This window comes from Azospira sp. MPR-E4 (assembly GCF_058809645.1).
The window spans coordinates 19,238-36,881 of sequence record NZ_JBXAST010000009.1 but is presented as its reverse complement, the minus strand read 5'-3'; the positions used below and the strand labels follow the sequence as shown (position 1 = coordinate 36,881).

Here is a 17,644-nt window from a genome sequence, read left to right as displayed (position 1 = left end):
TTGCCGTCGCGGTCATCCATAACGATTCAGGGAGAACATCATGCTGCTCGTCTACATCTACGTTTTCTGGTTGCTCTTCATCGTCACCATGGCCGGCAAGGCCGCCTGGCCCAAACTGACCACGGTGCCCCGGGTGCTGATCGCCCCCGCCGCCCTGGTGGCCCTGTTCCTCGACGTCTTCTTCAACATCTTCATCGCCACCATTCTCTTCCTCGACCTGCCCCGGGAATGGACCTTCACCCAGCGCCTGGAACGCTACAAGCCCGACCAGAGCTGGCGCGGCCGTCTGGCCCGCTGGATCTGCAGCAACCTGCTCGACCCCTTCCAGGTGGGCGGCCACTGTCATTGAGAAGGGGCGGGGCCGGTAGAATGGCGCATACAAGAATCAGGAGACGCCCATGACCCAAGCCCCGTCCGCCAAGCCCGACCACCAGCGACCGGAACTGCCCGACTTCTGGGACAAGCGCTTCGCCGCCGGCACCACGCCCTGGGACCACGGCAGCGCCCCGGCGGAACTGGAGGCCCTGCTGCCGCCCCCCGGCAGCGCCACGTCGCCGCGCATCCTGGTGCCCGGCTGCGGCCACGCCCGGGAGGCCGCCTGGCTCGACCAGCGCGGCTGGGCGGTGACGGCCCTGGACTTCGCCCCCGCCGCCATCGCCGCCGCCCGGGAAGTCCTCGGCGAGTGGGGCGGCGAACTGCGCTGCGCCGACTTCTTCGATTTCCCCGTGGCCGCGCCCTACGACGTGGTGTACGAACGGGCCTTCCTCTGCGCCCTGCCGCGCAAGCTGTGGCCCGGCTACGGTCCCCGGGCGGCCGAACTGGTGCGCCCCGGCGGCTATCTGGCCGGCTTCTTCTTTTTCAGCGACGAGCCCAAGGGCCCGCCCTTCGGCATCGGCGTGGCGGAGCAGGAGGCCCTGCTTTCCCCCTGGTTCGAGCGTATGGTCGACGCGCCCGCCCAGGCCCCCATCCCGGTCTTCGCCGGCGGCGAGCGTTGGCAGGTGTGGCGCCGCCGCTAGCCTTCGCTGCCACTCTTTGCCGCCGGATCGCCGGCGCCCCTTTTTTGACCAGGATCAGGGCGTGGTCCGTATACCCGAGTAATCTGCTTGGTTATGAACGGGCCGGTCCCGTCCTTTCCGGTGAATCCCCATGGCCAAGAAATTCCCCCTCCATCCCAAGCACCCCGAGCGCATCTGCTGGGGCTGCGACAAGTATTGCTCCACGGACAACCTGCAATGCGGCAACGGCTCCAGCCGCACCCAGCATCCGATGGAGCTGCTGGGGGAGGATTGGTATGAGCATGGGGATTGGGGGATCGAGGTGGACAAGGGGGAGGATGATCCCTCTGCCCCGGGATCGGGTTCTGGTCCGGCGGCTTGAGGTTTGGGGATTGGTTGGGCGTGGTTTGTTGATTTGCGGCTGGGTTCCGCCGTTGCCCGGCGGGCGTACTTTTCTTAACCGCTAAGAAAAGTAGCCAAAAGAAGGCGGACCCTCACCCCCGGCCCTGCGGGCTCCCCTGCGCTGCTCAGTCGGACGGGGCGGCTGCGGAACTCGGCCCTGCGGGCCTCAGACAGTCCTCGCCGAAAGCCCCCCGCCCGCCTTGTGCTGCTCGGCGGGGGTGGAAGGGGATGGGGAAACCGGTGGTGTAGCGAACGCAGTCGCATTGGTTGGGGGTGGTGGTTCAGTTACTTGGGATATGCGATTGGCAACTTTCTGTTGCGGTGCGGGTTTGCTGACGGTAACTTTGAGGCTGTCCGGTTTCACGGATTTTTAGTGGGGCCAGTAAACGGAAGGTTTGCTGAATCCGTTGCGGGCCAATCGCTTCGGCTGTCCGGTGTTCCAGGACATTGGACAGCCCCATTTTTATTGGACGTTTTTGTCGTCTACTACTAGTTAGATGTCACAAGTTCATCCCTTGCGTGGTGTAGTCGAGATCTGCGAGCAGGTGCTTTCTCGTGCTCGAGAGAGTTCCAGATCCACTTCGCGCGTTCTCTATGGTCACGGTTTGTTCGCAAAGGCCGTTAAGCATGGGCGCTCCATCTTGACCCTGGCGAGTGGAGAACATGAACCCGATGTCGGCGCCATATGTGTTCTTTCCCGTTGCATCATGGAAGTTCACAAGGCCGCGTCTTATTTTCTTGAGGTTGGCCTATCGAAAGACGAAGCGCACATGCGCTTGCATCTTTTTCTTCTAAATCACTCAACTGACCTTGAGAAAATTCACGACCGCCTCGGTACATCAAAGTCCGATTTCTGGCATCGCGTGGGGCGCAAATGGTCGCTAGACGAACTTGCCAAGAACCCAATCTTTATGTCGCTCGATGAAAAGCACAGAGAAAACCTGAGCCGAGGGAAATCGCCTTACCTACACGCGCGGTACTCCGGTCCGAGACTGCTTCCACTTCACATTGAAAGTGGGCTTTACACTCTCTTTTCGCACAGTGCCCATTCATTCTCGCTAGGCCTACCCGAGGTGGGGGGAGGGAGCGCAAGTCCGACAGGCACCGTTAACTCATTTCTTCTGGCTGTCGATTCTGCTTCTCTTCACTTGGCATCTTTCGGGCTGCTGTATTGGCGTGTGCGCCACGGAGCAATTAAGCAATTCCTACCTCAGGAGCGGCATGCTCTGGAGGAAGCAGCCTCGCCCGCCCTACTCGTCAAACGTCTAGATGAAATTCACGCGAGGTATCCCGCGTGGTGACGTCTAACATTCCAATCCACCGGACCTCCGGCAAGCTGCGCTTGCCTCCGTCCGGTGATTTTCAACGTTAGCCATCGGGACACGCGCTATGCCAATCTTCATCAGCTACTCGCACGCCGACAAATCGTTTGTCGATACGCTTGCGGCACACTTGGTCAAGCGCAACGCGCACGTCTGGGTGGACTCGTGGGAGTTGAATGTCGGTGATTCGATTATTGGCCGGGTTCAAGAGGCGATCCAAGATTCCAGTGCGCTACTCGTAGTTCTTTCGAAAGCGTCCGTACAGTCGGAGTGGTGCAAGAAGGAACTCTCCGCCGGCCTTATGCGAGAACTCGATGAGAAGCGAGTAGTCGTCCTTCCTGTCCTGCTTGAGGACTGCGAGATTCCAATGTTTCTTCGTGAAAAGATGTACGCGGACTTCCGGAAGGACTTTGACAAGGGTGTATCCGCAATAGTCGATGCAGTCGCCAAGGTCACAAATGCGGATCAAGGTCGAATCCACTCCGGGAAGGGAAACATGGATTGGGCCGAGGATTGGGGATTCCATGACGACCTGTTCATTCTGAACTTCACGATCATTGAGTCATCGCCAGAATGGCCATTCACGCTTCTTACCGAAGTCACACTTCACTGCAACGGGGTGGTCACGGAGGGCTACCGGAAGTATGTCGCCGCCGGCCTCGACTGGATGGGGCGCCGTGTTATCACTGAAGCGCTTGCCGATCTCGCCGATGCACAAGACATTCGCCTTCTACTCGAAAATCAATTCCCCGAAATTTATGAGGCTTGCTTAGTTGATCCACGTCGTGGCACCGAATACAACGTAATCATTCGTTGCAGACGCCTTGGCGAAGATAACGGAAAGGATCAGCTTGTGAACATTTCCAACTACCTCCGTGGCATCCGAGATTTCATGCGAAATATTTCAAGGAAGCCCACCAAAGAGGAGTTGGCCCGGCTAAAAGTGCTCTTGGGAGAACTCTGATGGCTAACCCTGCGGTCAACACGGGCCTTGCGCATAAAGCCGCGCAAGGCCGGCTGCCTTGAACGTTAGGCCCATCTAGCTTTCGATTTGGCAAGCACAAAAACTGAGCTATGGAATTCTTCCACCTGGCCGCCCCCCGATCGGCATCAGAGCTTGCTGTCATGGAAAGCATGCTGATCGCACACCGGATTCCCTTCTATGTGCACAACCGCGGCTTTGGCGGTTTGTATCCGGGAATGCAGGTGTCGCTCTACAACGTCCAGCGGGTCATGGTGCCGGTGGCATATGCGGAGGCGTCCATAGAACTCTTCGGCGTATTCCGTGAGGGCCACCAGGAGAGTTTTGTCTGCGCAAAGCTGGGTGTGCGGGACTGCTTGCGAGGCGTGGCCGAAGTGTTATTGGGCGGCTGGGCCGTGCCTTTCCGGTATCGAAAGTTCTTGCCCGCCAACGACGAGTCGGATCGCCCCTGAACCTTCCGCAAGAGTAAGGCGGCTGGCTTGTCCTAAACGTTCGAGGTAACCGCCATTGGCCCTGTGCGGCGCCGAGCAACGGAGCTTGCGGCGGAACAAGGGCGAGCACTGTCTGAGGGCCTTCAGGCCCGAGTTGCGCAGCCCCCGCTAGGGGCATTCGTGCATCAAAGCCCCAGCATTTTTCGTGCTTGTTGGGTTGTGTATCGCCAAGGTTTGGCTGGAATGGTTTTGAGTGTTTCCAGGGCTGTCACCTGGTCGAAATCGGGCCACTCCTTCCGAACGCGCTTTAGTGTTCCTGACATCATTTCATCTGGCGGGAGTACGGGCTGCGGCGGCATCAGAGTATCGAAGGGCGGGGCCATCAGTTCATGGTCGAGCTTCGGATTTGACAGTCCTTCCAGTTCGCGTAGCCGCATTAGCAGATGAATCTCCAGCGGCGTACGCATGATGCGGAAATCACCGAAATCGAAGAAAGTACGGGAGGTGTCCTTCTTGGCCTCATGGGCGTGGTGTTCGCAGGCGGCCTGCAGCCAGGGCTTTAGCGCCTCGGGATCGGGCTCTCGCCAGCGCTCCAGCAATCCTTCATAGAGTGGCAACTCATACGCCCATTCGAGAAAGGGGTGGCTGACATCACCCCGCCAGTCGGCAAAGAGGCGCAGCATGAAGGTGTGGGCATGTTTGCGAGAAACACCATATTTGCACAGTTGATGCCCCTGGTTTAGCGCTGCATGGGTCAGATAGCCTTGATAGATGGACTGGTCAGTCCAGCCGAGCATGAAGCTATAGGCCATGTTATTCGTCATGCGTTCGATATTCTGCATCTGCAAGCCTTGGCCATCTTGCGTCGCTGTCATCTTGGTATGCCAGAAGTAATCTAGTGTGTCGTAAAACAGGTAATAACGAAGCATGGTCGCCATCTGCGATTGCCAGTCTGGCTGTATCTCCATTGCAGAGACCAACGCTTGGCATTCGTCATAGAGGGCGACGAAGTAGTAGTCCAGGAAAACAATAGATTTCAGCTTGCTCTGATGCTCATTACGCGGAGCGTAATTGTTATAGGCCAGTACATCTGCCATTGGCGGCCTTGGATCGTTCCGTCTTGTCCTTTCGATCCATACCTTGCGCGATACCCAACGGGGCTTGAGGCCCTGAGGAATATCCCTGAAATCGACCATATTTTTGTCCATTGGCTGATCTTAACCGGCGGTGTACCGCTTGGGCTACTTGCGCCAGGAATCAGTAACCCGCGCGTCAGGCGCGGAACACAGCGGCCAAACACCCCGCCACGCTTGAGGCGCCGACAAGGCCTCAAACCCACCTCAGCTACACCCCAACAAAAACGGCCCTCCCAGCCACCCCATGGCCGAAAGAGCCGTCCTTGCTGCCTCTCCGGCATGGAGCCGGAGGCAATGGGTCATTCCTACTGCTTGTTCACTTCTTCCTGCAGCGCCGTCACATAGGCCATGATGTTCTGGATATCCTCGGGCTTGAGGGTGTTGAGCACGCCCTGGGTGGTTTCCTCGTCGTGGGGGCGGTCGCCCTTCAGGTAGAGGTCCACCTGGCGCTTCAGGTATTGGGAATACTGGCCCACCAGGCGGGGGAACATGCCCCGGCCCTTGGCGGTCTTGCCGTGGCAGGCGGCGCACTGCTTCTGGTAGATGGCCTTGCCGGCCTCCACGTCGCCCGGTTCCCGGGGCACGATCATGACCTTTTCCATGGCCTGCAGGCGGGTCAGGGCGTCGTCCGTGTCCTTGAAGGTGGGGATGGCGGTGGGCAGTTCGATGCCGGCAACGTATTCGGAGACGATCTTCATGTCCTCGTGGGACAGTTCCCGCTCTTCGGTGTAGGGCACCATGGGGATGTTCACCCGGATGCGCTTCTGGAAGGCCTTCAGCTGGGATTCCATGTACTTGGCCTGCTGGCCGGCGATGCGGGGGTATTCGCCTTTCTTGCCGCCCTGGCCGAATTCGCCGTGGCAGGCGGCGCAGGGGCCGTAGATTTCCTTGCCCCGTTCGTCGGCATGGCCGGCCAGAGGCGAGAGCAGGGCGCCAAGGCCGGCGGCGAGGAGGAGGGAAGTGCGCAGGGAAGGGAGAAGCTTGGCGATCATGGGGCACCCGGAGAAATGAGCAGGGCCATTCTAGGCGCCGTCTCCGGGGCTGAAAATGATGCGGGTCAAAAGCCGGCCGCAGCAGGGCCGGCGCGGGCGGGGGAGGTCCGGCTCAGGAGCGGCGACAGGACTGGGGCACCTGGCCGAACTGGGTCAGGCGGCGCTCGCAGTCGCGCTTGCAGCCGGCACAGAGGTATTCCCGGGCCTGCAGCAGGAGCTGGTTGGCCTTGTCCAGGGCGGGGGCGGCGGAATGGCGGAGTTGAACTTGGTATTCCATGGTGCGGACCTCTTGGTGGAAGGTTGCCTGAAAACCGGGGATCAGACGCCCGTTTCCCGTTCCTCGCCGCCGCAAAAGTGCTGGCAGTGGGCCGGGCTGTCGGCGGGACGCAGGTCGAGACAGGCCGCACAGACGATGGTGCCGGGCCAGTCCTTGAGGGGAATGGCCTGGCCACAGGTGCCGCATGAGTGGGCGTGGCCGGACGTGTGGGGCTTGGTCTCCATGGGGAGCTACCCTACGCGCGCCGGCGGCGTCCGGGTTTGATCTAGATCGAAAAAATGACTAAAGAATACGGGCGGCTTCGGCAAAGGGCAGGCGCGGTCCCCGGGGGTGGTTGCCGGCGGCATCGCCGTAGCCCAGGTTGATGATGAAATTGCTCTGCCAGCGGCCGTCGGGGAAGAACTCGGCGTCCAGCTTGGCGGCGTCGAAGCCGGACATGGGGCCCGCGTCCAGGCCCAGCAGGCGGGCGGCGACGATGAGGTAGGCGCCCTGCAGGCTGGAATTGCGGAAGGCGGTGCTGGCGGCCATGGCCGGGTTGGCCTCGAACATGGGCTTGGCGTCGTAGGCCGGGAACTGGGTCGGCAGGTGCTCGTAGAAGGCCGTGTCCTGGGCGACGATGACGGTCACCGGCGCCGCCAGGGTCTTTTCCACATTGCCCGGGGAGAGGGACCGGGCCAGGCGGGCCTTGGCCTCGGGGCTGGTGACGAAGACGAAGCGGGCCGGCTGGGAATTCATGGCGGTGGGCCCCCACTTGGCCAGGTCATAAAGCTGCTGCAGGGTTTCCGGGCTCACCGGACGGTCGGCAAAGCGGTTGAAGCTGCGGGCGTCGAGGAACGCCTGGGCCAGGATCTCGGGGGCGGCGGGAGATTTCATCGTTGATTTCCTTTCATGTTTTATTGCGGCAGGAGGGCCGGCCAGGGCCCAGCCTGAATGCCGACCATCCTAGGGCCCCGGGCCAGGGCTGAAAAGCGATAAGAATTGGCGGAACCGTTCAATTTAATTGAACGATTCGCTAGCTCGCCGTACGGCGGTCCGGGCGCCCTATAATGGGGCCCTTCCGCCACGGACAGCGCCATGCACATCCTCATCGTCGAAGACGACCGGTCCATCGCCGAGAACCTCTACGAGTTCCTGGAATCCCGGGGGCACCAGTGCGACTACGCCGATTCCCTGGCGGCGGCGGGGCGCCTCCTGGCCGGCGGCAGCTTCGACTGCGCCGTCTTCGACCGCAGCCTGCCCGACGGCGACGCCCTCAGCCTGACCCGGCGCCTGCGCGCCGAGGGCAGCAGCCTGCCGGTGCTGATGCTGACGGCCCGGGACACCCTGGAGGACAAGCTGGCCGGCTTCGACGCCGGGGCCGACGACTACCTGGTCAAGCCCTTCGCCCTGCAGGAGGTGGAGGTGCGCCTGACGGCCCTGGTGCGCCGGGCGGCGCCGCGCAAGGATGCGGGCGTGTGGCGCCAGGGGCCCCTGGAATACGACGCCACCTCCCAGGAACTGCGCCTGGCCGGCCAAGCCCTGCGTCTGCCGCCCAAGGCCCTGCGCCTGGCGGCCCTGCTGCTGCAGCAGCCGAACCGGGTCTTTTCCCGGCGGGAGCTGGAGATCGCCATCTGGGGCCACGAGCAGGAGGCCAGCGACAACCTGCGCAGCGTCCTGCACACCCTGCGCCGGGCCCTGGGGGAGGGGGCCGGGGTCGAAGTGGTGAACATTCACGGACTGGGGTACAAACTTGTCGCTCGCTAATCATTCCGCCGAGGAGCTGGCCGCCGACCGCCAGGCGCCCAGCATGCGCCTGCGCATCGCCCTGTGGGTAGCGGCCCTGGCCCTGGTCATCATCCTGGCCCAGTCGGTGGCCCTGCTCCTGATGTTCGACGAGATGGAGGAGGAGTTCATCGACAACCTCCTCACCACCCAGGTGGAACACAGCATCGAGCTGTGGCACACCTCGCCCGAGACGGCATTTTCCAATCCCCCATTCATGACCCTGTACCGGCTCGAACCCCATTCACCGCCGGGCAGCGTGCCGGACAACCTGGCCCGGCTGCCCATCGGCAACCACGAAATTTTCGAGGGCAACAAGGAATTTCATGTGGCAGTGCGTGAGGATAGTGGCATCCGCTTCATCCTCCTGGACGACGTGGAAGAGCACGAGGAGCGGCTTGAAGCGGTGACGGTGACGATCGTCTCTGGCGCTCTGATCATTGGTGGAGTGGTACTGGCCCTGGTCTATTTCCTCTCTGGTCGTTTCACCCAGCGCCTGGAATGGCTGGCCCGCCGGGTCCGGGGTGAGACGCCGGAGGCGGGTAGCTATGCCCAGGACGGCATGGAGCGGGAGGTGCTGGCCGTGGCCCAGGCCCTGGACGCCCTGGAGGCCCGCCAGGCGGAACTGTTGCAGCGGGAGCGGGAGTTTACCGCCAACCTGTCCCACGAACTGCGTACCCCCCTCACCGCCATCCGCACCGATGCGGAGATGCTCTGTTCTACAGGCGGCCTGTCTGAGTCGGTCTGCCGCCGCTCCCGGCGCATCGTGGACAACGCGGACCGCATCACCCGTCTGGCCGAGAGCCTACTCTTGCTGGCCCGGGAGACCCGACCCCAGCTGCAGGACGATCTGCGCCTGTCCCTGGAAATCCAGTCCCTGTGGGAGTCCCTGAGCAACCAGTACGCCAAGCCGGTGATGCTGGCCCTGGAGGTGCCGGAACTGGTCCTGGTGCGGGCCGACCCGGCCCTGCTGCGATTGGTGCTGCGCAATCTGCTGGAAAATGCCCTGCGCCACACCGAGTCGGGCACCATCACCTGCCGCCTGCGGGGCAGTGTGCTGGAAGTGGCGGACCAGGGGCCGGGCTTTGCCCCGGACGACCTGCCCCGGGTCTTCGACCGTTTCTACCGCCGCGGCCCCGGTGCCGGCCACGGCCTTGGCCTGGCCCTGGTGGCCCACGTCTGCAATGCCTGCGGCTGGGTGCCGTCTGCCGCCAACTGCCCCGACGGCGGCGCTGTCCTCAGCGTGGATCTGGGGGCATCCCTGCAGGGACCGTCACCGTCTGCCGCCGCCTGAGTCTTTCTGCTGCCCCGGGGGCGTTCTCCCTATCCCTGCGGGCGGCAGTGACCCGGCGCCCCAGGCCGGGGTCGTGCCTAACCTTTCTTCACACTTCCCTCACACTTCTCTCACCACTCCCTCACGGGGCGTTGCCTAAAGTTGCGGCCAATTTCCCTTAACAGGCTCTCGCTCCATGGCCGTATTCGCTTCCGCCCCTGCTCTGGTGCCAAATCCTTCCGGACTGATCCTGACCGGACTGACCCTGGTCAACCTGCTCCTGGCCTTCGCCTTCTGGCTCAACCAGGGCTCGCGCCAGAGTCTGCGCCACTGGCGGCACTGGCAGCCGGCGGTGGGCGGCACCACCCTGGCCCTGTTCGGTAGCGTCTATTTCAGCCTGGCGGGCAACCGTCTCTTCTGGCAGGCGGCCATGGCCGGCCGGGACGGCGGCCAGTGGTCCACCTGGGGCTTTGCCGCCGCCCTCTTCGTCTTCCTCAGTGCCATCCATTTTGTCCTGCTGGCGCCCCTGATGGGCCGCCGCACCGCCAAGCCGGTGCTGGCCCTGTTGCTGCTGGTGGTGGGCTGCGCCAGCTTCTACATGGAGAAGTACGGCATCTACCTCGATCCCTCCATGCTGCGCAACGTGCTCAAGACCGACGTCAAGGAAGCGGGGGAATTGTTTACCTGGTCCCTCCTGCCCCACCTGGCCCTGGTGGTGGGCTTGCCCCTGTTGCTGCTGTCCCGGGTGCGCCTGCCGGAGGCCGGTCTCGGCCGTACCCTGGCCATCCGCGCCGGTTCCCTGCTGCTGGCCCTGGTTCTGGGCGGCGGGGCGGTGTTCCTGGTGTTCCAGGACTTCGCCTCCCTGATGCGCAACCACAAGGAAATCCGCTACCTCATCACCCCGGCCAACCTGGTCTATTCCCTGTCCCGGGTGGCCAAGGCCGAGGCGGCCCAGGGGCCGCGCCAGCCCATCGGCACCGATGCCGCCCTGGCGGCAGCCTGGAAGGGGCGCAGCAAGCCGGCCCTGTTCGTCATCGTCGTCGGCGAGACGGCCCGCGCCGCCAACTGGGGGCTCAACGGCTACGAGCGGCAGACCACGCCGGAACTGGCCCGGCTCGACGTCATCAATTTCCCCCAGGTCAGCAGCTGCGGCACCAACACCGAAGTCTCCGTGCCCTGCATCTTCGCTCCCGTGGGCCGTCGGGATTACGACGAGGAGAAGATCCGCGGCAGCGAATCCTTGCTGCACGTGCTGGACCGGGCCGGCTTCAAGGTGCTGTGGCGGGACAACCAGTCCGGCTGCAAGGGCGTCTGCGAAGGCCTGCCCAACGACAGCCTGACCAATGCCGCCATCCCCGGCCTGTGCGACGGCGAGCGCTGCCTCGATGAAGTGCTGCTGCACAACCTGGACAAGGTGCTGGCCGACGACAAGGGCAACCGGGTGCTGGTACTGCACCAGCTGGGCAACCATGGTCCGGCCTATCACAAGCGCTATCCGGAAGCCTATCGCCGCTATACGCCGACCTGCGATTCCAGCGACCTGCGCCAGTGCAGCCGGGAACAGATCGTCAATTCCTACGACAACGCCCTGCTGTATACGGACCATGTGCTGGCCAAGACCATCGACTTCCTCAAGTCCCAGGACAAGGATTACGACACGGGCCTGATGTACTTCTCCGACCACGGCGAGTCCCTGGGCGAGAACAATCTGTTCCTGCACGGCATGCCCTACAGCATCGCGCCCCAGGAACAGACCCGGGTGCCCATGGTGATGTGGCTGTCCCGTGGTTTCGCCCAGGACTTCAAGGTCAATGTCTCCTGCCTCAAGGCCCGGGCGGCCCAGCCGGCCAGCCACGACAACATCTTCCATTCCGTGCTCGGCCTGCTCGACGTCAGCACCAGCATTTACGACGCCAAGCTGGACCTGGCCGCCGGCTGCCGGAGCTGACCATGGACAACGCCACCTCCTTGCCCCTGCCCCTGGCCGGTGTCCTGGAACGCCACGCCGGACGCCGCTGGTTATTGGCCCAGGCCCTGCTGCTGGCCCTGCTGGCGGTGCTGCTGCTGGCGGTATTCGAGAACACGGGCCTGGACCTGGCCCTGAGCCAGGCCCTGTTCGACCCGGCCCTGGGGGATTTCCCCATGCACCACCACTGGCTGTTCGAGCGGGTGCTGCACCACGGCATGAAGTACGCCTCCTACGCCCTGGTGTGCATCGCCCTGGTGCCCTGCTGGCTCGGCTGGAAGGGCGAGCTGGACTGGCTGCCCCGGCGCAATGCGCTGCTGGCGGCCCTGGGCATGGTGTTGATCCCCATCGGCGTTTCCCTGCTGAAGAGCCTGACCAACCGCCACTGTCCCTGGGACGTGCTGGAATTCGGCGGTTACGCGCCCTACCTGGGCCTGCTGGTGCCGGGGCCGACGGACATCAAGGCCGGCGCCTGTTTCCCCGCCGGCCATGCGGCGGCCGGCTTTCTCTGGCTGGTGTGGGGCGTGGCCCTGCGTCCGGCAGGCCGCACCTGGTCCCGCCTGGCCCTGGCCCTGGGGCTGGTCTTTGGCGCCGGCCTCGGCGTGGTGCGCCTATTCCAGGGCGCCCACTTCCTTTCCCACGTGCTGTGGTCGGCCTGGTTCGCCTGGGCCCTCAGCCTGGCCCTGGCCGCCCTGCTGGGAGCCGATCTGGGGCTGCGTCCGGGCCGGGGTGGCCAGGAGCGGGTGGCCTGAGGGGCAGCAAGGACGCCGGTTTCGGGCCTGGCATCGCCAGGCGGCAATGTCCATGCGCCTTCCCGGCCATGGTCCCATGAAAAACACAAAGGGCCGGAAACGGCCCTTTGTCGTTGTGGCGGCAGCCGCCGGCGCTGGTCAGGGCCTCACGGCCACAGCACCAGGGCCCAGACGGCGGCGGCGGTGGCCAGGGCGATAAGGACGGCGGCGCTGCCCAGGTCCTTGGCCCGTTTGGAAAGGTCGTGGCGTTCCGGCGAGACCCGGTCCACCACCGCTTCCACGGCGGAGTTGATCAGTTCCACCAGCAGCACCATGAGGATGCTGGCCACCAGGGCCGCCTTTTCCAGGCCGCTCTTGCCCAGCCACAGGCCCAGGGGAATGGCCACCAGGGCCAGCAGCACTTCCTCGCGGAAGGCCGCCTCGTGTTGCCAGGCCGCCTTGAAGCCGTCCCGGGAATAGCCCATGGCATTCCACAGCCGCTCCAGGCCGGTCTTGCCCTTGAAAGGAGAGGTGCTCACGGCCTTCTCCTCAGCGGCTCAGGAGGGGCTTGAGGAAGCGGCCGGTGTGGCTCTCGCCCACCTTGACCACGGCTTCCGGCGCCCCGGCGGCGATGATGCGACCGCCGCCGCCGCCGCCCTCGGGACCCAGGTCCACCAGCCAGTCGGCGGTCTTGATCACGTCCAGGTTGTGCTCGATGACCACCACGGTGTTGCCGTGGTCGGCCAGGCGATGCAGCACCTTGAGCAGCATCTCGATGTCGGCGAAGTGCAGGCCCGTGGTGGGCTCGTCCAGGATGTAGAGGGTGCGGCCGGTGTCCCGCTTGGACAGTTCCAGGGCCAGCTTGACGCGCTGGGCCTCGCCGCCGGAGAGGGTGGTGGCGCTCTGGCCCAGGGTGATGTAGGAGAGGCCCACATCCACCAGGGTCTGCAGCTTGCGGGCTACCACCGGCACCGGGTCGAAGAATTCCCGGGCCTGCTCCACGGTCATCTGCAGCACGTCGTAGATGGACTTGCCCTTGTAGTGCACTTCCAGGGTTTCCCGGTTGTAGCGCTTGCCGTGGCAGACGTCGCAGGGCACGTAGATGTCCGGTAGGAAGTGCATTTCCACCTTGATCACGCCGTCGCCCTGGCAGGCTTCGCAGCGGCCGCCCTTGACGTTGAAGGAGAAGCGGCCCGGGCCGTAGCCCCGGGAGCGGGCTTCCGGCACCCCGGCGAACAGCTCCCGGATGGGGGTGAGCAGGCCTGTGTAGGTGGCCGGGTTGGAACGGGGCGTGCGGCCGATGGGGCTCTGGTCCACGTTGATCACCTTGTCGAAGTGATCCAGGCCGATGATTTCCTCGTGTTCCGCCGGTTCCGCCGTGGAGCCGTAGAGGTGCTTGGCGGCGGCGGTGTACAGGGTGTCGTTGATGAGGGTGGACTTGCCCGAGCCGGAAACGCCGGTGATGCAGGTCATCAGGCCCACCGGCAGTTCCAGGGAAACGTCTTTCAGGTTGTTGCCCTTGGCGCCGATGACCTGGAGCTTCTTCTCCGGGTCGGCCTGGCGGCGCTTCTTCGGCACCTCGATTTTCTTGCGCCCGGAGAGGTAGTCGCCGGTCATGGAGGCCGGGTTGTCGGTGACCTGCTGGGGCGTGCCCTCGGCGACGATGGCGCCGCCGTGTACCCCGGCGCCGGGGCCGATGTCCACCACGTAGTCGGCAGTGCGGATGGCGTCCTCGTCGTGCTCCACCACGATCACCGTGTTGCCGATGTCCCGTAGCTGGCGCAGGGTCTGCAGCAGACGGTCGTTGTCGCGCTGGTGCAGGCCGATGGAAGGCTCGTCCAGCACGTACATGACGCCGGTGAGGCCGGAGCCGATCTGGCTGGCCAGGCGGATGCGCTGGGCTTCGCCGCCGGAAAGGGTCTCGGCGGAGCGGTCCAGGGAAAGGTAGTCCAGGCCCACGTTGATGAGGAACTGCAGGCGGGAGGTGATTTCCTTGAGGATCTTCTCCGCCACTTGGGCCTTGTGGCCGGTGAGCTGGATGGTCTCGAAGTAGTCCCGGGCCTCGGCCAGGGGCAGATGGCTGATCTCGTGTAGGGTCTTGCTGCCGACCTTGACGTGGCGCGCCTCCTGGCGCAGGCGGGTGCCTTCGCAGGTGGGGCAGGTGGTGTTGCTGATGTACTTGGCCAGTTCCTCGCGCACCGCCAGGGAATCGGTCTCCTTGTAGCGCCGCTCCAGGTTGGGAATGATGCCCTCGAAGGCATGTTCCTTGAGCACCAGCTTGCCCCGCTCGTTCATGTACTGGAAGGGCACGAGGTCCTTGTCGCTGCCGTAGAGCAGCACCTGCTTCACTTCGTCGGTCAGCTCGCTGAAGGGTGTGTCCACGCTGAAGCCGTAGTACTCGGCGAGGGAGCCGATCATCTGGAAGTAGAACTGGTTGCGCTTGTCCCAGCCCCGGATGGCGCCGGCCGCCAGGGACAGGTCGGGATGGGCCACCACCCGCTTCGGGTCGAAGAACTGGATCACCCCCAGGCCGTCGCACTTGGGACAGGCCCCCATGGGGTTGTTGAAGGAGAACAGGCGCGGCTCCAGCTCTTGCAGGGCATAGGAGCAGATGGGGCAGGCGAACTTGGCGGAGAAGAGGTGCTCCTGGTTGCTCTCCATCTCCAGGGCGATGGCCCGGCCGTCGGCGTGGCGCAGGGCGGTCTCGAAGGACTCGGCCAGGCGCTGGCGCATGTCTTCCCGCACCTTGAGGCGGTCCACCACCACGTCGATGTTGTGCTTCTGGCTCTTGGCCAGCTTGGGCAGGTTGTCGATCTCGTAGATGGTGCCGTCCACCCGCAGGCGGACGAAGCCCTGGGCCCGCAGTTCGGTGAACAGGTCCAGCTGCTCGCCCTTGCGGTTGGCCACCACCGGCGCCAGGATCATCAGCTTGGTCTCTTCCGGCAGGGCCAGCACGTGGTCCACCATCTGGGACACGGTCTGGGCCTCCAGGGGCTCACCGTGTTCCGGGCAATAGGGAGTGCCGGCGCGGGCGTAGAGCAGGCGCAGGTAATCGTGGATTTCGGTGACCGTGCCCACGGTGGAACGGGGGTTGTGGCTGGTGGCCTTCTGCTCGATGGAAATGGCCGGGGACAGGCCCTCGATCAGGTCCACATCCGGCTTTTCCATCAGCTGCAGGAACTGCCGGGCGTAGGCCGAGAGGGATTCCACATAGCGGCGCTGGCCCTCGGCGTAGAGGGTGTCGAAGGCGAGGGAGGACTTGCCTGAGCCGGAAAGTCCGGTGATCACGATCAGCTTGTCGCGGGGCAGGTCCAGGCTGATGTTCTTCAGATTATGGGTCCGCGCGCCGCGGATTTTTATTTCGTCCATGGGGGTGTTTCTGCTCGGTTGGAGGCAACCGGTAACTATACCCCGCTGGCGGGCTTAAAGGGAGTTCGGCCTTTGTCGGCAAAGGGTTATTCGGGCTCGGGTGTGGCGAAATGGCGGATTTTTGATGAGGATCAGGGTGGGGGTGGGATATCCGAGTAATTTAGTGGGGAATCGGTGGTGCTCTGCCGTCGCATCGGTTTTCGGTGGTACCCCTCATGGCCAAGAAATTTCCTCTCCATCCCAAACATCCCGAGCGTATCTGCTGGGGGTGTGACAAGTATTGCTCGACGGACAACATGCTCTGCGGCAACGGCTCGAGCCGTACTCAGCATCCGATGGAGTTGCTGGGGGAGGATTGGTATGAGTTTGGGGATTGGGGGATTGAGGTGGACAAGGGGGATGGTGATCCTTCTGCCTCGGGATCGGGTTCGGTTGCTTGAGGCGTTGGGATTCGTTGGGCGTGGTGGGTTGATTGACGGCTGTGTTCCGCGCCTGGCGCGCGTGTTCCTTTTCTTGCTTCCCCAAGAAAAGGAACCAAAAGAAGGGGAACCCTCACCCCCGGCCCTCCGGGCTTCCCTGCGCTGCTCAGTCGAGCGGGGCGGCTGCGGAACTCGGGCCTAAAGGCCCTCAGACAGTCCTCGCCGACTTCCCCCCGCCCGCCTTGCGCTGCTCGGCGGGGGTGGAAGGGAACTGGGGCTTGGGGATGTGATACACGACACTCTGTTGAATTGGGCTCCGATTGGTGGCTTTCTATTAGCTTTGATGCCGAGGGACGTGTCTGGATGAGTAAGTGCCGTCTATGACTGACGTATAATCCAAGCGAATAATTGAATGCGCCAATGAAAACAAGGTAATACGTCGAATTGCCTTTGTGCTTATACGGCTTTCTCGTTGCCCTCTTTACGTTCGACCTCACTAGAAAGTCTCAATCCAATGCCTAATCTCAGGGGACAGCCTTGAACTGCTTCGTGATAATGCCTTTCGCGCCAGAGTTCGACGATGTGTACGCCGTCATCAAGAACGTCGTCGAGGGAGTGAGTGCAGGCGATTCCCACGGGCGCTGTTTTCGCCTCGATGATGCGCGTCCGGCTGGACGCATCACTGATCGTCTCTTGGGGGAACTGCGATCCGCCACGATATGTGTGGCTGATCTCACGGATACGAAACCTAATGTGATGTGGGAACTCGGCTTTGCTATGGCATTGGGCAAGCCGGCCATCATCGTCACCCAAAGTATGCAGTCCTTGCCTTTCGACATTAAGGACATGCAAAGCATCGAGTACAGCCGGACTCGTCTCAATGCAACGCTTCACGAACCGTTACGCCGATCGTTGCTGGATACGCTTGGATCGCTTACTTCTAGTTCCAATGATGACCCACGTGACGCTGCGCTGGGTTCCCTGAAGGCGGAAATCTCAGAACTGAAAGGGATGGTCGGCGACATTGTTCGGACGTGGAAGGGAGAAGAACCATTGCCACTGCAGTCGCAGACTGAGGTTCAGGCGCTTGTTGGGCACTGGTTCAACACGGAGAGCAATAGCCATATTTACTCCCGTATCGTCCGAGGTGAGCTCGTATCGCCTTACTGCTTTGGCGGTGACGATCAACTTACCGGCGTTTACTTTGGCTGGCGACGTATTGGAGATTATTGGTTCGGCCGCTATATGTGGCTTGATGCTGATTTGTCGGGGTTCTCATTCTTGCGAATGGAGTCAATCGACCGCATGACTGGCGCCTGGTGGTCCGCTGAACACGAGGATGCGAGTTCAGACAAGCCGCCTCGTAGTGAGGGGGTTACCGCGAACTGGCTAAGGCAGTCAGACAAGACTACCCCTAACTGGGCAGAAGAGTTCTTCGATAAGGTGCAGAGCGAAGGGCTGGCAAGTGTTCTAACGCAGAGGTCGCGCTGAGGGGACTAATGCCCTGTGCGGCGCCGAGCAACGCAGCTTCTGGCGGGGAAAGGGCGAGCACTGTTTGAGGGCCTTTAGGCCCGAGTTGCGCAGCCCC

At 63.1% G+C, this 17,644-nt stretch carries 18 protein-coding genes; 11 read left to right on the top strand and 7 right to left on the bottom strand.

Going from position 1 to position 17,644, the window contains the following annotated elements; translation table 11 throughout:
* Positions 1-40: 40 nt before the first annotated feature.
* From AC1RTA_RS04740 to AC1RTA_RS04720, 5 genes are all read left to right on the top strand, one after another.
* The gene (locus AC1RTA_RS04740) at positions 41-349 is read left to right on the top strand and encodes a hypothetical protein (RefSeq protein ID WP_014236696.1); all 309 of its coding nucleotides are present in this window, start codon (positions 41-43) and stop codon (positions 347-349) included.
* 49 nt (positions 350-398) lie between these two features.
* Positions 399-1,016, top strand: a complete 618-nt coding sequence (locus tag AC1RTA_RS04735) for a methyltransferase domain-containing protein (protein WP_492784083.1) — start codon at positions 399-401, stop codon at positions 1,014-1,016.
* Positions 1,017-1,146: 130 nt separating this feature from the next.
* Positions 1,147-1,377: a DUF3079 domain-containing protein gene (locus tag AC1RTA_RS04730; protein WP_492784082.1), complete on the top strand. Its 231-nt coding sequence runs from the start codon at positions 1,147-1,149 to the stop codon at positions 1,375-1,377.
* A gap of 1,409 nt (positions 1,378-2,786) precedes the next feature.
* Positions 2,787-3,683, top strand: a complete 897-nt coding sequence (locus tag AC1RTA_RS04725) for a toll/interleukin-1 receptor domain-containing protein (RefSeq protein WP_492784081.1) — start codon at positions 2,787-2,789, stop codon at positions 3,681-3,683.
* A gap of 161 nt (positions 3,684-3,844) precedes the next feature.
* A complete protein-coding gene (locus tag AC1RTA_RS04720; protein ID WP_492784080.1) occupies positions 3,845-4,153 on the top strand; it encodes a hypothetical protein in 309 nt (102 codons plus the stop codon).
* A 164-nt stretch (positions 4,154-4,317) separates the two neighbouring features.
* Here AC1RTA_RS04720 and AC1RTA_RS04715 read toward each other — a convergent pair whose 3' ends face one another.
* The 5 genes from AC1RTA_RS04715 to AC1RTA_RS04695 form a co-directional block, all read right to left on the bottom strand.
* A complete protein-coding gene (locus AC1RTA_RS04715; RefSeq protein ID WP_416243046.1) occupies positions 4,318-5,340 on the bottom strand; it encodes a hypothetical protein in 1,023 nt (340 codons plus the stop codon).
* 233 nt (positions 5,341-5,573) lie between these two features.
* On the bottom strand, positions 5,574-6,260 hold the full coding sequence (locus AC1RTA_RS04710; protein WP_492784079.1) for a c-type cytochrome: 687 nt from the start codon (positions 6,258-6,260) through the stop codon (positions 5,574-5,576).
* Between the two features lie 112 nt (positions 6,261-6,372).
* On the bottom strand, positions 6,373-6,537 hold the full coding sequence (locus AC1RTA_RS04705; RefSeq protein WP_014236701.1) for a hypothetical protein: 165 nt from the start codon (positions 6,535-6,537) through the stop codon (positions 6,373-6,375).
* Positions 6,538-6,578: 41 nt separating this feature from the next.
* Positions 6,579-6,761, bottom strand: a complete 183-nt coding sequence (locus AC1RTA_RS04700; protein WP_492784078.1) for a hypothetical protein — start codon at positions 6,759-6,761, stop codon at positions 6,579-6,581.
* 58 nt (positions 6,762-6,819) lie between these two features.
* Complete coding sequence (locus tag AC1RTA_RS04695) at positions 6,820-7,410, bottom strand: malonic semialdehyde reductase (RefSeq protein ID WP_205230899.1); 591 nt, start codon at positions 7,408-7,410, stop codon at positions 6,820-6,822.
* Positions 7,411-7,611: 201 nt separating this feature from the next.
* Between AC1RTA_RS04695 and AC1RTA_RS04690 the strand changes: the two genes are divergently transcribed.
* The 4 genes from AC1RTA_RS04690 (at position 7,612) to AC1RTA_RS04675 (ending at position 12,289) form a co-directional block, all read left to right on the top strand.
* Positions 7,612-8,280 carry a response regulator transcription factor gene (locus AC1RTA_RS04690; RefSeq protein WP_492784077.1) on the top strand — a complete coding sequence of 223 codons (669 nt, stop codon included), beginning with the start codon at positions 7,612-7,614 and terminating at the stop codon, positions 8,278-8,280.
* Positions 8,267-9,592 carry a sensor histidine kinase gene (locus tag AC1RTA_RS04685; RefSeq protein WP_492784076.1) on the top strand — a complete coding sequence of 442 codons (1,326 nt, stop codon included), beginning with the start codon at positions 8,267-8,269 and terminating at the stop codon, positions 9,590-9,592. Before AC1RTA_RS04690 ends, AC1RTA_RS04685 begins: the two co-directional genes overlap by 14 nt.
* Before the next feature lie 175 nt (positions 9,593-9,767).
* Complete coding sequence (locus AC1RTA_RS04680; RefSeq protein WP_492784075.1) at positions 9,768-11,519, top strand: phosphoethanolamine transferase; 1,752 nt, start codon at positions 9,768-9,770, stop codon at positions 11,517-11,519.
* Positions 11,520-11,521: 2 nt separating this feature from the next.
* On the top strand, positions 11,522-12,289 hold the full coding sequence (locus tag AC1RTA_RS04675) for a phosphatase PAP2 family protein (protein ID WP_205230895.1): 768 nt from the start codon (positions 11,522-11,524) through the stop codon (positions 12,287-12,289).
* A gap of 146 nt (positions 12,290-12,435) precedes the next feature.
* Here AC1RTA_RS04675 and AC1RTA_RS04670 read toward each other — a convergent pair whose 3' ends face one another.
* Positions 12,436-12,753: a diacylglycerol kinase gene (locus AC1RTA_RS04670; protein WP_050804357.1), complete on the bottom strand. Its 318-nt coding sequence runs from the start codon at positions 12,751-12,753 to the stop codon at positions 12,436-12,438.
* Positions 12,754-12,817: 64 nt separating this feature from the next.
* Positions 12,818-15,637 carry an excinuclease ABC subunit UvrA gene (uvrA, locus tag AC1RTA_RS04665; protein WP_014236709.1) on the bottom strand — a complete coding sequence of 940 codons (2,820 nt, stop codon included), beginning with the start codon at positions 15,635-15,637 and terminating at the stop codon, positions 12,818-12,820.
* 215 nt (positions 15,638-15,852) lie between these two features.
* Here uvrA and AC1RTA_RS04660 point away from each other — a divergent pair, with 215 nt between their 5' ends.
* The gene (locus tag AC1RTA_RS04660) at positions 15,853-16,077 is read left to right on the top strand and encodes a DUF3079 domain-containing protein (RefSeq protein WP_492784074.1); all 225 of its coding nucleotides are present in this window, start codon (positions 15,853-15,855) and stop codon (positions 16,075-16,077) included.
* A 516-nt stretch (positions 16,078-16,593) separates the two neighbouring features.
* Positions 16,594-17,547 carry a hypothetical protein gene (locus AC1RTA_RS04655; RefSeq protein ID WP_492784073.1) on the top strand — a complete coding sequence of 318 codons (954 nt, stop codon included), beginning with the start codon at positions 16,594-16,596 and terminating at the stop codon, positions 17,545-17,547.
* Positions 17,548-17,644: the final 97 nt, after the last annotated feature.

Excerpts from the sequence above, each read along its gene's own strand:
- AC1RTA_RS04730 (WP_492784082.1), top strand. The coding sequence starts at position 1,147 with ATGGCCAAGAAATTCCCCCTCCATCCCAAGCACCCCGAGCGCATCTGC.
- AC1RTA_RS04675 (WP_205230895.1), top strand. The coding sequence starts at position 11,522 with ATGGACAACGCCACCTCCTTGCCCCTGCCCCTGGCCGGTGTCCTGGAA.
- AC1RTA_RS04660 (WP_492784074.1), top strand. The coding sequence starts at position 15,853 with ATGGCCAAGAAATTTCCTCTCCATCCCAAACATCCCGAGCGTATCTGC.
- AC1RTA_RS04710 (WP_492784079.1), bottom strand. The coding sequence starts at position 6,260 with ATGATCGCCAAGCTTCTCCCTTCCCTGCGCACTTCCCTCCTCCTCGCC.
- AC1RTA_RS04700 (WP_492784078.1), bottom strand. The coding sequence starts at position 6,761 with ATGGAGACCAAGCCCCACACGTCCGGCCACGCCCACTCATGCGGCACC.
- uvrA (WP_014236709.1), bottom strand. The coding sequence starts at position 15,637 with ATGGACGAAATAAAAATCCGCGGCGCGCGGACCCATAATCTGAAGAAC.
- AC1RTA_RS04740 (WP_014236696.1), top strand. The coding sequence starts at position 41 with ATGCTGCTCGTCTACATCTACGTTTTCTGGTTGCTCTTCATCGTCACC.
- AC1RTA_RS04670 (WP_050804357.1), bottom strand. The coding sequence starts at position 12,753 with ATGGGCTATTCCCGGGACGGCTTCAAGGCGGCCTGGCAACACGAGGCG.
- AC1RTA_RS04695 (WP_205230899.1), bottom strand. The coding sequence starts at position 7,410 with ATGAAATCTCCCGCCGCCCCCGAGATCCTGGCCCAGGCGTTCCTCGAC.
- AC1RTA_RS04720 (WP_492784080.1), top strand. The coding sequence starts at position 3,845 with ATGGAAAGCATGCTGATCGCACACCGGATTCCCTTCTATGTGCACAAC.
- AC1RTA_RS04735 (WP_492784083.1), top strand. The coding sequence starts at position 399 with ATGACCCAAGCCCCGTCCGCCAAGCCCGACCACCAGCGACCGGAACTG.
- AC1RTA_RS04690 (WP_492784077.1), top strand. The coding sequence starts at position 7,612 with ATGCACATCCTCATCGTCGAAGACGACCGGTCCATCGCCGAGAACCTC.
- AC1RTA_RS04725 (WP_492784081.1), top strand. The coding sequence starts at position 2,787 with ATGCCAATCTTCATCAGCTACTCGCACGCCGACAAATCGTTTGTCGAT.
- AC1RTA_RS04680 (WP_492784075.1), top strand. The coding sequence starts at position 9,768 with ATGGCCGTATTCGCTTCCGCCCCTGCTCTGGTGCCAAATCCTTCCGGA.
- AC1RTA_RS04705 (WP_014236701.1), bottom strand. The coding sequence starts at position 6,537 with ATGGAATACCAAGTTCAACTCCGCCATTCCGCCGCCCCCGCCCTGGAC.
- AC1RTA_RS04715 (WP_416243046.1), bottom strand. The coding sequence starts at position 5,340 with ATGGACAAAAATATGGTCGATTTCAGGGATATTCCTCAGGGCCTCAAG.